The sequence below is a fragment of the Longimonas haloalkaliphila genome, from assembly GCF_055379825.1.
On sequence record NZ_AP043948.1, the window covers coordinates 249,847 to 264,420 of the forward strand.

Annotated in this window: 11 protein-coding genes and 1 tRNA gene; 6 read left to right on the forward strand and 6 right to left on the reverse strand. The window is 53.3% G+C overall.

The window, feature by feature from the left end; translation table 11 throughout:
* Window positions 1-6: 6 nt before the first annotated feature.
* A complete protein-coding gene (gene recJ / locus ACZ48V_RS00970; RefSeq protein ID WP_464540774.1) occupies window positions 7-1,824 on the reverse strand; it encodes a single-stranded-DNA-specific exonuclease RecJ in 1,818 nt (605 codons plus the stop codon).
* A gap of 853 nt (window positions 1,825-2,677) precedes the next feature.
* On the opposite strand from recJ, the gene rho reads away from it, so the two are divergent.
* Window positions 2,678-4,315 carry a transcription termination factor Rho gene (gene rho / locus ACZ48V_RS00975; protein ID WP_464540776.1) on the forward strand — a complete coding sequence of 546 codons (1,638 nt, stop codon included), beginning with the start codon at window positions 2,678-2,680 and terminating at the stop codon, window positions 4,313-4,315.
* A gap of 173 nt (window positions 4,316-4,488) precedes the next feature.
* Here rho and lptE read toward each other — a convergent pair whose 3' ends face one another.
* The gene (gene lptE / locus ACZ48V_RS00980; protein ID WP_464540778.1) at window positions 4,489-5,019 is read right to left on the reverse strand and encodes an LPS assembly lipoprotein LptE; all 531 of its coding nucleotides are present in this window, start codon (window positions 5,017-5,019) and stop codon (window positions 4,489-4,491) included.
* A gap of 20 nt (window positions 5,020-5,039) precedes the next feature.
* Window positions 5,040-6,467 carry a sigma 54-interacting transcriptional regulator gene (locus tag ACZ48V_RS00985; RefSeq protein ID WP_464540780.1) on the reverse strand — a complete coding sequence of 476 codons (1,428 nt, stop codon included), beginning with the start codon at window positions 6,465-6,467 and terminating at the stop codon, window positions 5,040-5,042.
* Window positions 6,468-6,891: 424 nt separating this feature from the next.
* Between ACZ48V_RS00985 and ACZ48V_RS00990 the strand changes: the two genes are divergently transcribed.
* The 5 genes from ACZ48V_RS00990 (at window position 6,892) to ACZ48V_RS01010 (ending at window position 11,573) form a co-directional block, all read left to right on the forward strand.
* Window positions 6,892-7,323 carry a PAS domain-containing protein gene (locus ACZ48V_RS00990; RefSeq protein WP_464540781.1) on the forward strand — a complete coding sequence of 144 codons (432 nt, stop codon included), beginning with the start codon at window positions 6,892-6,894 and terminating at the stop codon, window positions 7,321-7,323.
* Window positions 7,324-7,630: 307 nt separating this feature from the next.
* The gene (locus tag ACZ48V_RS00995; protein ID WP_464540783.1) at window positions 7,631-8,281 is read left to right on the forward strand and encodes an anti-sigma factor family protein; all 651 of its coding nucleotides are present in this window, start codon (window positions 7,631-7,633) and stop codon (window positions 8,279-8,281) included.
* Between the two features lie 80 nt (window positions 8,282-8,361).
* Window positions 8,362-8,435 (forward strand) — tRNA-Val (locus ACZ48V_RS01000).
* A 406-nt stretch (window positions 8,436-8,841) separates the two neighbouring features.
* Window positions 8,842-10,350, forward strand: coding sequence for an AAA family ATPase (locus ACZ48V_RS01005; protein WP_464540460.1), 1,509 nt, complete (start codon window positions 8,842-8,844; stop codon window positions 10,348-10,350).
* On the forward strand, window positions 10,350-11,573 hold the full coding sequence (locus ACZ48V_RS01010) for a 5-methylcytosine restriction system specificity protein McrC (protein ID WP_464540458.1): 1,224 nt from the start codon (window positions 10,350-10,352) through the stop codon (window positions 11,571-11,573). The genes ACZ48V_RS01005 and ACZ48V_RS01010 overlap by 1 nt, the downstream gene beginning before the upstream one ends.
* Here ACZ48V_RS01010 and ACZ48V_RS01015 read toward each other — a convergent pair.
* From ACZ48V_RS01015 to ACZ48V_RS01025, 3 genes are all read right to left on the reverse strand, one after another.
* Window positions 11,554-12,765 (reverse strand): DNA-methyltransferase, encoded by a 1,212-nt coding sequence (locus ACZ48V_RS01015; protein WP_464540456.1) that lies wholly within the window; start codon window positions 12,763-12,765, stop codon window positions 11,554-11,556. The genes ACZ48V_RS01010 and ACZ48V_RS01015 overlap by 20 nt on opposite strands.
* A 548-nt stretch (window positions 12,766-13,313) precedes the next feature.
* Window positions 13,314-13,598: a hypothetical protein gene (locus tag ACZ48V_RS01020; RefSeq protein ID WP_464540454.1), complete on the reverse strand. Its 285-nt coding sequence runs from the start codon at window positions 13,596-13,598 to the stop codon at window positions 13,314-13,316.
* Window positions 13,599-13,804: 206 nt separating this feature from the next.
* Complete coding sequence (locus tag ACZ48V_RS01025; RefSeq protein WP_464540452.1) at window positions 13,805-14,563, reverse strand: ParA family protein; 759 nt, start codon at window positions 14,561-14,563, stop codon at window positions 13,805-13,807.
* Window positions 14,564-14,574: the final 11 nt, after the last annotated feature.

A 14,574-nucleotide genomic window follows, 5' to 3' on the forward strand; every position in this document is an offset into this window, starting at 1 on the left:
CATTGCCTACGCATCAGACGCGTCTGTGGCCGGTTTGGCAGATGCGTGCGGTGCCTGCTCGCGAAGCGTACGCTCCGGGTTGAACAGTCGCACATCTCGCAGCTTGAGCTGTAGCGTAGTGTTCCCACGCCAGGTGTTCTCGTCTACCGTAGCCACCAGCTCAATCGGGGTATCGGTACGCTGACTTTCGCGAAGCAACGAGAGCTTATCGCCATCCCCAAAGCCAATCACGTCGAGCGACGGGCCGTTGGACTCGTCGGCAGGGGCGACGGCGAACTTGAGGTGAGCCCCGTCGCTTCCCACCGTGCGTGGCGATCCGTCTACGCGGCAGGGACCAATGTGAAAGACCGGGCGCGGGTTCGACGGACCGAATGGCCCAAACTGCTGGAGCACCGCCCAGAATCGATCCTGCGCTCCCCCGATGGTTGCCAGATCTACATGCGCATCCACCTTAATTGTCGGGGTGAGAAGCTCTGGCGTAATGCGCTCGGCAATGGCTTCGTTGAAGCGGGTACGCAGCGTCGACACATTTTTTTCAGGTAGCGACATCCCTGCTGCGTAGTCGTGCCCCCCGAACTGCGTAAGCACGTCCTCGCAATCTGTAAGCGCGTTGTAGATGTTCACGCCGCTAATAGAGCGAGCCGACCCTTTTACGAAATCCCCGTTGCGCGTAAGCATGATGGTTGGCTTGTAGAACTGCTCAACGATCCGGCTTGCCACAATACCAATGACCCCGAGATGCCAATCCGGGTCGTAAAGCACGAGCGCGTGCGAGGTGCGGGCCGTGATGTGACGCTCGGCCTGCTTTGTCGCCTCACTGAGGATCCGCTTGTCGAGGTTGCGGCGCTCCTTGTTAAGCGTTTCGAGCTCCGCAGCCCGATCGCGCGCGGCGGCCGAGTCAGCCTCCAGAAGGAGGTCTACCGCTTTGTGCGCATGGGCCATGCGTCCGGCCGCGTTGATACGTGGGCCAATAGTAAACACGATGGTGCCAGTCGTCTTCACCGTTGAGAGGTCAAGCTCCGCCGCATCCGCCAGGGCCTGCAACCCGGTACGCTCCGTTGTGCGCAGCGCGCTAAGTCCCTCCTGCATGAACACCCGATTTTCGCCATACATGGGCACGATATCGCTCGCAATGGCGATGCCCAGCAGGTCGAGGTATGCAAACACCGCATCTTCAGAGGCCTTTCGGATGCGCTGCGTAGCCTGGAGCAGCTTAAATCCTACGCCAGCTCCAGGCAGTTCTTTAAAGGGATACGAACAGTCGTCGCGCTTTGGATCGAGCACAGCATACGCGTCGGGCAGGGTGGCCTTGGGCGTATGATGGTCGCAGATGATAAGGTCAAGCCCCTGCTGTCGTGCGTACTCAGCCTCTTCGTGCGCCGTGATCCCGCAATCCAGCGCGATGATCAGTGACGCTCCCCGCTCAACCGCAGTATCGATTCCGCGCTTGCAGAGTCCATACCCGTCGCGATAGCGATCGGGGATGAAGAAGGATGCGGATACGCCTTCTTTGCGCAGGAAATCGGTGCAGATTGTTGTTGCGGTCGCCCCGTCGACGTCGTAGTCTCCGTAGACCAGCACGGTTTCCTCGTCGGCGATCGCCTGAGCGATCCGCTCTGCGGCACGCTGCATATCGGCCATCTCAAGCGGGTCGTGCAGGTCGGTACGCGAGGCCCGGAAAAAATCGCGGGCCGACTCAAACGAATTTACATTGCGAAGCGCAAGGGCGCGTGTGAGCGCTGCCGGGAGGTCATTCAGGCGAGGCTGCAGGCGAGGAACCACACCGGGGTCCTCAAGCGTGCGCAGGATCCATCGATACGTCATAGAAAAAAGAGCAAGTCAAAAACAACGACAGAGACAGAAGATGTAGCGCATCTTTCAATGCACTTCATGCACCGAGTTGCATGCACTGAGTTGCGTAGCGCATGCATCACAGAAGCGTGACGCACGACACCGTCGGTACGCGCAGTTCAACAAAATGGGATCTTTAACATACTAATGCATGAACATAATTAGAAGGCCCGCCAATATATGCTTTTTCTGAAAGACGAACCTACACTGCTTCACTCATAATTTACAGAGACAACGAGTCTGTATCGATTTTTGCAGGACATCTCATTATGCGGCAACGTAGGAGGATAAAGTGAGACAGACTTGCTGCTAACAGTTATACGTTGTATGTTAGGTGTTAGGCAGCTACTCTTTCCTCCCCACCGTGTCTCACAATGTCCCTGTGATCTTACTTCCTGTAACCTCACTGTAGACGCTTGTGGTTTGCAGTTCGCTCTCCAAGGCCCCTGTGGTACCGAAGTGTCAACGCCGCGTGGCGCACGCCAGCTGGCGTGCGCTCGGCCTTAGCGCTCGGTCTTAACACAATGCATGCGCATGTTTGTGTGTGACAGCCAACCCGTGTATCAGTTCAAGTACATCTTTGCATCTGTTCGAACCGTTCGCCTTACCTGTGCAGACCGTTTCAAGCAGCGTTACTCATTGATCCGGTCTTGCTGACATCTTACCTGAACGCCTGGCTCCACACTGATCCCCCACCCGTAACGGACTGCGTTCGCGCCCCGTTGCACAGCGGATCACGCAATAGATTACACGAAAGCGGCTCTATTCCGCCACAGTGGACAACCCATTTCGCTTCCAAGATTGACGATCATTTACGATCAAACCCATGAAGATTTCCACCTTACAAGAGAAGAAGCTTGACGAGTTGCGTGCGATGGCGCGCGAGATGAACCTCAGTGGTTACTCGAAGCTTCGGAAGCAAGATCTCATCTACCGCATCCTGGAGGCTCAGGCCGAGGGCGTGGCAACGCCAGACCTCGACAAAGAGTCCAAGAACGGGGCCTCGAGCACATCTGACGATGATGCGCCGGAAGCCTCGACCGAGCAGGAATCGACCGAACAAGAGAAGGCTTCGCAAGACGACTCCTCAAGCGCCGATTCATCCGCCAAAGGCCGCACGTCCCGACGTTCAGGAAGCCGCTCTGGCAGGAGCCGATCTGGAAGCAGCCGCTCTGGCGGGAGTCGATCTGGCGGAAGCAGCCGCTCTTCCTCAGACCGTTCGCGTTCATCGTCGTCTTCCTCTTCTTCGCGCTCCCGCGGGCGTCGTGCTCGCCGCTCACGCCGCGAGGAACGCCTCTATGGCGATCGTCCCGACTATATGGCGACCTACGACGCCGACAAGACAGAGCTTCGCGGCATGATCGAGAAACGCGGCATGCTGGAAGTACTCCCCGATGGGTACGGCTTTCTGCGCTCCGACGAGTACAACTATGAGTCGAGCCCCGACGATATTTACGTGTCGCCCTCTCAGATTAAGCGCTTTGGACTTCAGGAGGGAGATACCGTGACAGGTAAGGTGCGCCCGCCGAAAGAGGGCGAGAAATTTTTCGCACTCATCCAGGTAGACCTGGTTAATGGCCAGCCTCCTACCGATGCCGAAGAGCGGATCGACTACGAACACCTGACCCCGGTCTTCCCCAACACACGGCTTACGCTCGAAACCGAAGCAGAAGAGTATGGCACCCGGGTGCTTGACATGTTTGCTCCTATCGGGATGGGCCAACGCGGCCTTATCGTTGCTCCGCCCAAAGCCGGTAAAACGGTACTCTTGCAAAAAATCGCTGCAGGCGTCACCAAGAATCACCCCGATGCACATCTCTTAGTCCTGCTCATCGACGAACGTCCTGAGGAGGTTACAGATATGGATCGCAACGTAGACGGTGAAGTGATCGCTTCTACATTCGACCGGGAGCCACAGCGTCACGTTGAAGTCGCAGAAACGACCCTCCTCAAAGCCAAGCGCCTGGTTGAATCTGGACAAGATGTAGTTATTTTGCTTGACTCTATTACCCGCCTCGCACGCGCTCACAACGCTGTGGCCCCCAGCCAGGGGCGCACCCTATCGGGCGGCGTGGAAGCAGGGGCCCTGCGCGGACCGAAGCGGTTCTTCGGTGCAGCCCGTAAGGTTGAAGACGGGGGCTCACTCACCATCATCGGCACCGCGCTTATCGATACCGGAAGCCGGATGGATGAGGTGATCTTTGAGGAGTTCAAGGGCACAGGCAACATGGAGCTTGTGCTCGACCGTGAGATGGCCGACCGCCGCATCTACCCGGCTATCGATCTGCTAAAGTCTGGCACGCGCCGCGAAGAACTTCTTCTTGACAAGCCCACCCTGAAGCGCATCTGGATTATCCGGAAGCTGATTGCTGACATGTCGCCCGACGAGGCCATGGAGTTCCTGCTCGACAAGATGCGCGGCACCGAAAACAACGAGGAGTTCCTTGAAAAGATGAACTCGTAGATGCCACAACCTGAAACAGCATGTTGGTGCTACGCTTGAACGCGAGCTCCCCTGCCTTGCATTCATTAGCGAGAAGCCGGCTCCGTGTCGGCTTCTCGCTTTTGTTTTTACCGGTATCGAAGTGTCTGCACGTTGTCTGCTCCGAGACGACGGGTGACGCCATCCTCCAGAAGCTACCAGTTTGAGGTCGCTTCGGTAAAGATATCATCGGCCAGGTTGCTGATGGCACGCTGAACAGCGTCTTCTTCCCCTTCGATGCCCTCTTCAACAGGATCATAGTCGCTGTTAGTCGTGAACGAGCGGCTGACAAACGCCTCATCGTTTACCTGGTCGACATATTCCACCTGTACGTTAAGCGATATGCGGTTCACCGAAGCGCGCTCGTCGCCGCGCACGGTGGTAGGCTCGTTGGTATATCGCTGGATGCGTACGTCCAGGAGCGCGTCGGCGTCGGCCTCGTTTGTGGTTAGCGACAGGCGGGTCTGGTTCACGAAGCGATCGACCAGCAGATCGGTTAGATCGCGGTCGAGCGTGGTAAACGGACTCGTGCTACGGTCGTCAACGATCGGGATAGCGATGGTTTCAATGTGTGAGGGAATGGTTGCCCCGCTGAAGCTATACGCCCCGCATCCCCCTGTAACGCTGGCCAGCATAAGCGCAAGCGCTACGACAGTGCCGTGGAGCGCGCGCCGTGCGCATGTCATGTGGTCTTGTATTCTACTCATCACGCTACGTCTTCCATCTCTTTAAGCTTGCGATACAGCGTCCGCTCGCTGATGTCGAGCGCTTCTGCTGTCTTGCGACGGTTGCCGTCGAAGCGGTCCAATGCACAGCGGATGAGCTCGCGCTCGGCCTCTTTCACCGTTGGAAGGGGAGCGTCGGAGTCGGGGTGCACCAGGGCGGCGAATGCGCTCTGCGAAGATGCTTGCTCGCCTTTACGCTGGACGGCTTGTTCGTCTGGTTCGTTCTGCGACTCACTCTCGGGGTCGTTTTCGACCTCGTACACCACGTCCTCAATAAACGAATCGTAGTTGCTCTCGTACTCGTCGTCGTACTCCTCTGCATATGTGCCTGCGGAGGAACGCTCAGGCTCCATGCCGGGCGATGCTCCGGAGTTGTGCTTCTGCCCATGCATCACGACGAAGTCACTGTAATCTTGCGGGAAGTCTGTGCGCTCGGCAATGCGTCGCGGCACAACTACGCCGATGTTCGAGGCAAGCGCCCGCAGCTGGTCTTTCATCTCTCGCATCTCCATTCGCATTTCCAGAATAGCGCGATAGAGCAGCTCGCGCTCATGTGTTTCAGGACCGCCTTTCGTGTCGGAATCGGACACGCGCATGAGTCCGGTTGATTCTCCGGCCGCAGCCCGGTCAATGTCGCGCAGCAGCGGCTCCACGTCAGACATCTCAATGGTGTCTCCGCGCAGCAGCACCACGCACTGCTCGGCTACGTTGCGCAGTTCACGCACGTTGCCGGGCCAGCGGTACGATCGGAGCGCCTCTTTGGCGTCGTCGGTCAGCGATTTGGGACGCGACTCGTACTCTTGCGTGAAACGGTGCAGGTATGTATCGAAGATAGGCAGGATATCTTCGGGACGGTCGCGCAGCGGGGGGAGGTCGATGCGTACCGTACTGAGCCGATAGTACAGATCTTTACGGAAGCGCCCTTCTTGCACTTCCGTCGCCAGGTTCTTGTTCGTGGCCGCAACGACGCGCACGTCAACGCGAAGCTGGTCGGAGGATCCAACACGGCTGAACTGTCCTGATTCAAGCACGCGCAGCAAACGCACCTGTGCTTCTTTGGGCATCTCGCCGATCTCATCCAGAAAGATAGTGCCACCATCGGCCTCTTCAAAGTACCCGTTACGCTGCTGCACTGCTCCGGTATATGCTCCTTTTTCAGCGCCAAAGAGCTCACTTTCGATAAGTCCTTCCGGGATGGCTCCACAGTTTACGATGACCATGTCTTCGTGGCGGCGCTTGCTAAGCTCGTGTATCACCTGCGCGATGAGCTCCTTCCCCACACCGCTTTCTCCCTGCAGGAGCACCGTGATCGCCGTGGGCGCAACCTGACGCGCCCGGTCGATCACATGCTTGATAACGTCCGACGACCCGACGATGCCAAAGCGTTCCTGAATAGAGGTACGGTCCATATCAACATGATATCTAAGAAAAGGGTAGATGCGTCATGTTGTAACACCCGTATTATCGCGGCAGGATCCAGACGTTTTGTCAGGATTTAAGCCGAATACAGAATGCGTAGCTGTCTGCGCCAGCGTGGGGAATCGCCTTACAGACAGACGGGCGTCTTCTTGACAGGTGAGCTATGCCGTTGCTCTATGATGCTACGCAAGTGGAGTATTATGTTGCCCTCTGTTCCCATGGGGGTTGTTCGACGTAAGACGACCTGCGTAAGACGACCTGATCGGGCTACATACACAGACGTTCTGGAGAATCTGGTAGATCTATGCAGCCAGTAGATCCATGCAACCAGACGCGCCTTTCTGCGTCTTGTATCATACTCGTCACAATCTTTCTTTTCATTTTTCGGGTGCAGCTATGTCATCTCAAACGTACATGGTCCCTTCGGAAAAGTCTGCGAGGCCCTCTACAGAGCCCTCGGCAGGCGTCTCCCGCGTTTCCGCGCCTCCTATTTTCTCAGATTCGTTCTGGAAGCGCTTCCAGCAAGGGGTGGAATCGTTCCCTCTTCCGGTAATCTGCCTGAGCCGCGATGGCTATATTCAGGAGATCTCACACACGGCCCGGCGCGTGCTCGGCTACCGGACGGAGGATACCATCGACCGCTACTTCTTCACCCATGTGCACGGCTACAACCTGCCTCGCGTGATGCGTGACCTTGCGCACATGGTGAACGCGCACACGCGCCACACGTCGTGGCTACTCCGTCTGCAGACAAAGCAGCGTCGCTGCCAGTGGTTTCGTGTTGACGCTGTAAACCGGCTCAAGTCTCCTGAGCAGTGCATCGTGTTGCGCCTGCGATCGGTATAGCTAAATGACGCATCAACTGTTGTTTTCTCTGATGTTTTGGCGCCTGGTTTGATTTATCTACGTTGAGATCCGAGGCGTATATTGCAGGACGCAGTCTGTGAATCCGTACGCAGCGCGCCTCTTCACCGGAACCAGACGCTCTGAAATACCATACTCGTTCACAGATTGTGCAGCAAGATGCTTTTCGTCTGTTGCACACGCATGCATCCACGCATGCGGCCTGCTTGCACCCGGCCTGCTTCAGCCGGTGTGTGTCCGCGCAGCCCATATCCACTGGTTTTAGTGAGGCTCATCATGTCCAATTGCTATGAGTAACGACGCCCCTTTCTCGGACGAAACTCCGGGCGATTCTCCGCAAGGAGACGACGTGCCCTATGCCTGGATTGACGAGTGGCTCTGTGAGTACGTCGATGGTACGATGGATCCGGCCCTCGAAGCCGTGTTCACGTCTTATGTTGAGGCCAACCCCGACCTGAAGTCTCACGTCGAAGAACTGCAGCAGACGCGCGAGTTGCTCGGGCAGTGCCGCTTCTCTGACCCACCATCCACTGACCAGGCATGCACCGACGTGCGCGACCATGTCGAGTCTGACTTGTTGCGGTCACGCCTTTCGATGCAGGAAGCCCTCGGCGGACGCCCGCAGTTCGCAACCGGGTTGATTTTTTCTATGCTCACGGCCCTCGTGGTTGGTCTTGTTGTGGGGGCCACTGTAGTGAGCACTCCAACCCCGACATCTTACGAGTCAACCACAATAGAAGAAACAGCACTGCCTGCATCTCCAACTCTGGCTGCTGACCGTCCGGCGCTCCCGCTACTGACCCCCGGGGCACAGAGCGAACGCTCATCACGCTCTGCTGCTGCCTCAGCTATAGGGGCCGACAGCTGGCAACTTCCTGCCCTGGCTCTCGATACGCTGCAAAACCGGTCGCCCCTCACCCTCATACGCACGCAACGATGACCCGTGTACACCTTTCGTCTCTTCTTGACGTTCAGCACGGCACAATCGACTGATGTACAGGTCTAAAACTGTCCTTTAATGGGCCTTTAGCTCAGGGGTTTAGAGCGCTCGCCTCACACGCGAGAGGTCCCTGGTTCAAATCCAGGAAGGCCCACTATAGTTTTGCGTAAACCCCTGTTTTGCAGGGGTTTATTAGATCAGTGGTACAACGTAGGTACAACAATCTTGTCTTTTGACATCCGGGTATCATCCTTTTTGTGAGGTTTATGGTAATTTGTATCTACATCATGTTGTGTACCAGTTGTCTCTCAGGCCCCGTCTACCCATTTTATGTCGGATATTAGTCTTACCGAACAAGAGACACGTAATCGACACATTACCTTTGCTATTCGGGATGCCATTTGGCCTCCAAAACGTATCCGTGAGGAGTATCCACTGACACCAGGGCCCATTATAGAATTTGGCGATTCTTGCACAAGTGGTCCTGGAAGGCAGACAGATTGGATTTTGGAGTACAAGCCTATTTTAAGGTAGAGAAAATCTCAAAACCTAAGCCACTTATGCCATATGTATCTAGCAACTCTCTAAAAAACGCCATTGAGAATCTAAAGGGTACAGCCGGCCATATGCTGAAAATTTGGCTTGTGCTCAAGCAGATGGGGATGACCGCAGATAATCCAGTCTCAATAAACACAAGCAACTCGACATCGGCATTGGAAAGGCTTTTCGGATACGGTGATCCTGAAGGGAGTTTCTTCGTCCCGTTCTCTCACACGAAGAGATTTATAACAATGAAGGAAGATGCCAGCCGCTCTATCATACAGACAAACTTAGTCAGGTGGGCGGAAAGCGGATCAGTGGTCACGGTGGATCCCACAAGCTACCTCAAAATTGAGAAGGGGCATGATAATGTAGTGAAGGTAAAGCCTGGTCGAAACTATCCGCAGGGTTTAGGTCAGGGGGAAGATGGTTTCGCTTTGAGCGAGGATACACGTGTCACAATACCGATTGTCCCATTTGGGGTATGGTACTATCGGCAAGAATCGGTCCCTGAGAATCCTGATGCGCGAAGTTTTCGGGAGGCTTTGAAGCGAGATTTGAGCTTAACGACTGGGGAAGTGCAAAATATATTCGTCTCGGGCGAACCTGATTGGGATGTAGAAACCAATCATAGTCCATTGTCTGACAATGATTTGCAAACCATTGTCTTGGAAGCAATTGAAGAAGGTTCGCAAAAGGCGAAAGTCATAGAGCAAACAATGGAAGAACATATCACAAAAGTTAAAACGCGCGTGACTACAGCAGTTGATAAGCCAAATTGGTTAGTTTCCGATCCTCAAGAACGACTGAAAAGTGTTCTCGAAAGAGGTTCAAAAGCCGTTTTGCTGTATGGTCCTCCTCGAACGGGAAAGACCAGAGCATGCTTGCAAGTATTATCAGATTCGGAATCTGAGCGAATACAAATTCACGAGGGTTGGGGGTATGACGACTTAATCGTTGGGCTTAGACCTCATCCTGGAGGGGAGTGGAAATACAAATCTGGTCCGCTTCGAAAGGCTATCGAGGATGAGAAGGACTATATAGTGTTGGAAGAGATTAACCGAACTGATTTCAGCCAGGCAATCGGGGAAGTTTTTTCATTAATCGAAGAGGCCTACAGAGGTCCAGACCATGCGATAGCTCTCAAAGATGGCGATTCCTTTTTTATCCCAGAAGACACAGTCATCATCTGTACGATGAATACACTTGACCGCTCGACAGAGAATATTGACGATGCTCTGTTTGGTCGTATGGACGCTGTAGAGTTCCCTCCAAGAGTTGAGCAACTCACTGATATCCTCAACCAAAACGGAGTAGGTGAGGCAGATGACTGGCTTGAGCTATTCGCGTTTATCCAAGATTACCACCCTGTAGGGCATGGTTATTTTGCTTCGTTAACTCCTGATACGCCTCCACTCGATTTCTATATGACTCGAATTAGGCCGATTTTGCAAAAGCATTTGGAGGGTTACAGAGAAGATGAGCTAGATGCGATCGATGAAAAGGTAGATCAACTGTTCGGGCAGTAATGGACGTTTTCGAGGCCCCTGATAATTCGACAACTGAAATCGTTAATTTTGAGTTAGATTGGCTACCCGCTGCAGCATATGAATATGTAACACCAAGAGTGGTGAAAGCGGGCCAGGGAAAGACGGTTCATGTAAAAGTTGGACCCTATGTAGGCGCTATTCCGCTTAAAGGAGACCGTGTACTTTACCTCACTCCTCGTGTCGGGAGAAGGATGTTCTCTCGGATGCTTGTTGTCTCGGAAGGGTTAGCGAATTCTGTTGGTGCTGAGTTTGATGAGCTGGCCCAAATCGCCTATGACCAGGGAGACGGGTCTTGGATGCAACTTCTCAAACGCCCCTACGCTGCTAAGCTGCGACAGATTGAAAAAGAGAGCTTAATGCCGGAGCGGAGACGGCGAAGAGACCAACTGGGTTTTGTGCGTGGACATCTTGAGGTTCTCCCTACTCTCAAATCGGTAGCCCGCAGGGAGCCCCGTCCCGTTCACTGTAGGTATTCTGAGAAGACGTTCGAGACAGCAGAAAATCGGATGCTCTCTGCTGCGGCAGCTCAACTACTCAATTTGGGGGTTGCATCATCGACGGAAGCACCCGCTCTTGCGCGTTGGGCAAATTGTTCAGACAGGAGATTGAGCTTCGCTGATTTTCAGCAAGTGGTCAACGGTCTTATTTCGGGGCGCTATACTGGACCGAGAGCGTATTACATTCCTGCCTTGGTTATGGCCCGTCTCATCTTAGCACAAGGCAATATTCAGTTTGACCATACAGAGCTTGTTGAGGCGGAGGCTTTAGTTACGAACATGGATCTTCTCTTCGAGCGCTACACGCGGAGAACGATTTCCAGAGCACTGTCTCCTCAAGGTCTCACAGTGAAAAAGGTCGCAGGAAGCAGTCAAGCTCCCAGCCTTTTTCTTGATGGGACTTGTACTATGGAGCCAGATATTTTGGTGTCTGATGCGAAGGGCGATCAGCTCGTCATAGATGTTAAATACAAGCCGGATGCTCATCGGATAGAGTCATCGGATTACTATCAACTTGCTACCTATCTAGACGCCTTTGACTGCGATACAGGTATGTTAATTCTCCCTTCTCGTCACGAAGAGAGTCTAAACCGGCGCCGCACTTTGGAAGGAAAGGTAGTCTACGAGCTTCGAGTCCCGATGCAAGATTACAGTGAGACGGAAAGAAGTCTTTCAGAAAAGGTTCTCACACCTCTAAATTCATAGGAGCCCCATTCAACCGGGATTTCGCTGTTTCGAGATAATCATCATCAATATCAAAGCCTATAGATTTTCTTCCGAGTTGCAGTGCTGCTAGAGAGGTTGTTCCAGATCCGACAAACGGGTCCAAAATAGTGTCGTCTTTCCGGGAAGTGAGACCTATGCAACGGCCTGGAAGAGCTACAGGGAAAGCTGCTCCATGGTTATCTTTTCCGCTTGCCGTTGGAAAACACCAAATGTCAGTCATTTTATCTGCTTCGTAGTCTTGGTACTGACCTCCAAGTCGGGGGGAAAGGCGCTGGTAAGCATCTTTGTCAAAGTACGGGCCTCGTTTAAGGGAAAGGTGTATTATGTATTCTCCTTCCCTTGTAGCTCTAGTTCGAACAGGTTCAGGAAGAGAACCGTCTTTTTTCCAAGTAATGAAGCTTTTGACCCAATATCCGATTCGGGAGGCTCGATCAGCTATTTTATTTGGTATTAGGCACAGTTCTCCATCCTTGAGATGAGAGTGCCCCGCGCTGTAGCGTCGACAATCGTAGTCGCTCCAGCTTCGGGAGTCATTGCCTTTCATTGCGTTCAGAGTCTCACTCGCATTCGAGCGAATTTGAGTACGTGTATTGTAGGTGTCCATCAAATTCCACCAGATTGATCCCTCTTCTTTTAGAGCCTCTTTCAAATAGAAAAGAATCTCTGTGGTGTGTCTGATAAAACCCTCTGGTGTTTGTTCATGCCCAAATGGGCATGTTTCCCCATCTGCCCACAAGACACTGAAATGTGTGTCATAGAGACGAAGGCCCCAGTATGGAGTTGACGTTATAACTGATTGGATAGACTCAGGAGGGAGACGTCTGATTAAGTTCTTTGCGTCCCCTTTGAAAAATGAATGACGGTCATCGATTTCAAGACGATCTAGATCCCCTGACTCCGATGACCTGTCAAGTAGATAGGATGGAATTCTGCTGCGCGGGACAAACGTCTCTCTGAAAGCATCTTGCCTAAGTAAAACAATAATCTCTCGGAGTGTTACAGGTCGCTTACTTCGAGTACCGATTACTTTGCGAACAAACTTGGGATCCATTCCGACAAGGCTTGCAACCAACTGCTGGTCAAATTCTCGTTCAAGTTCCTCATCGCTAAACGAGATCTCTAAAGATTGTATAGACGAATGTGGCTTGATATCCCTGAGCGGAGTTTCCATGTCTGTATCCTTGCAGTGCGATGGTTGACGATATTATCTCAAACAAAAACCTACAACATAATATAAAATTTGTAGGACCTACAAACTATTGTTATGTTCACTTGATCCGGTGTGGAGGATAGACTTCATATTCACTCTCTCGTTCTTTCTGCATCCGGTTTAGTTCTTTAATGACTGCCCGTTCGACGATCTCAGAGATGGGTTCGTCTTCATGGAATGATGCCGCTCTTAGGAGTTCTAAAACGCTCTGTCGAATAGAGGTATTGAATTGGTGCTTAGGCTGGTTTTGATCAATATCGATCGATTCCCCAGTGTCACTTCTGTTGCTCATAACTGTAAGTCACCCTATAGAGACTATTGAAAGTGTAGGGTCTAGCCCCTACAATCTGATACCCAAAATCTAATGACTGAAAGCATCGGTAGCAACTGCACTAAATCCATACCTTGCTCAATTTATTTGTTGAGGCCCTCTCCATATGGGTGCTATGGGGATTTATAGTCTTAGTCAAGGGATGATGGTCAACATTATGAGCAGGCTCAATTGTTGTTTACCTGCGCCCCAGCTTCTCCATTAGCGCCTTGAACGCGAGATTATAGACCTTGGAGTGTGGGAGGCCGAGATCTTCCGAAATAGCCTTCAGAGCTTCGGGGTCTTGTGGCGTGACAGCTACTCGGCGCTTGCGTTCAGTGGAGTTGTTTGCCTTGGATGCGCTCTTCTCTTCCGTGGAAGAGTCCTCCCTGGAAGACGTCTCCGAGGATTGCTCCGCACCGTCTGGGGATCCCTTGGTCTTGCGGCGTGGGTTGCCCGTAATGGGTTTATATGGCTTGTTCATGGTGAGTAGGGGGTATGTCTGTGGAAAACGAGCAGGTGATACCAGTGGATGCCAATCGACTCAGATGGATACCGGTGGATGCAGATAGATACAGATGGAATCCAATGGCATCCAATGGGCACCAACTGAAGCCAGTGGCATCCATGGGCAGCCAGCAGATGCCCATGGATGCCTAAACGGGCAGATTTAATGGGTGTAGCATGGCTTTATCGCCATAACCGCCTCTTCAGCGAAGAGGATACGTTGTACGAGGAGCGCTCGTTGCTATGGGCATCCGGCTGATTCTCATGGGGCGGCGCACCACGCGCGACCCAGTCACAGAAAGCCATGAGGGCTTTGACCATGTAGGTTCGAGAGGCGTAGGGAAGGTCCCATACAGGAACGCCACGCAACTCCGCTTCCCGCATGTACTTTTCGTTTCGCGGGATGGCCATCTGGAAGACCTCCACATTGGCATCCGTCATGTCAACAAGCTGCTCGATGGCTGCAATCTCTTCCTGAGCGTGCGTGTCGCGTGGATCCGTGAAATTGGGGACGAGCACCACACGGCATCCCGTGTGGGCCATCTCTTCAGCCACTTTGATTGCACCGTCAATGGACAGTCGCCCATTCACCGGGCAGATGACCATATCCTTCGTGTTGATCTTGACGTGCTGATCGACAAAGTCCAGAATAGACTCAGCAGGAGGCGTGTCCACGAGCAGGTGCGATGCCCCTACTATGTGGCGAGGATCGACCGTTGCGATGAGGTCGGCTGCGCTCCTACTACCTGGTATCGTGATTCCATCTTCGCCCTCCCACTCATGCTGGGTGGCCCAGGATATGGCGTTGCACTGCGCATCCACGTCCCAGAACGTCCAGGATTGACCCTGCGCGGCCATATAAAGAGCGAGATGGACAGCCAGCATGGTCTTCCCCGTGCCGCCTTTGTGATTGTGGACGAGTATGAGTTCGAGATCATTCATGGTTTGTAGAT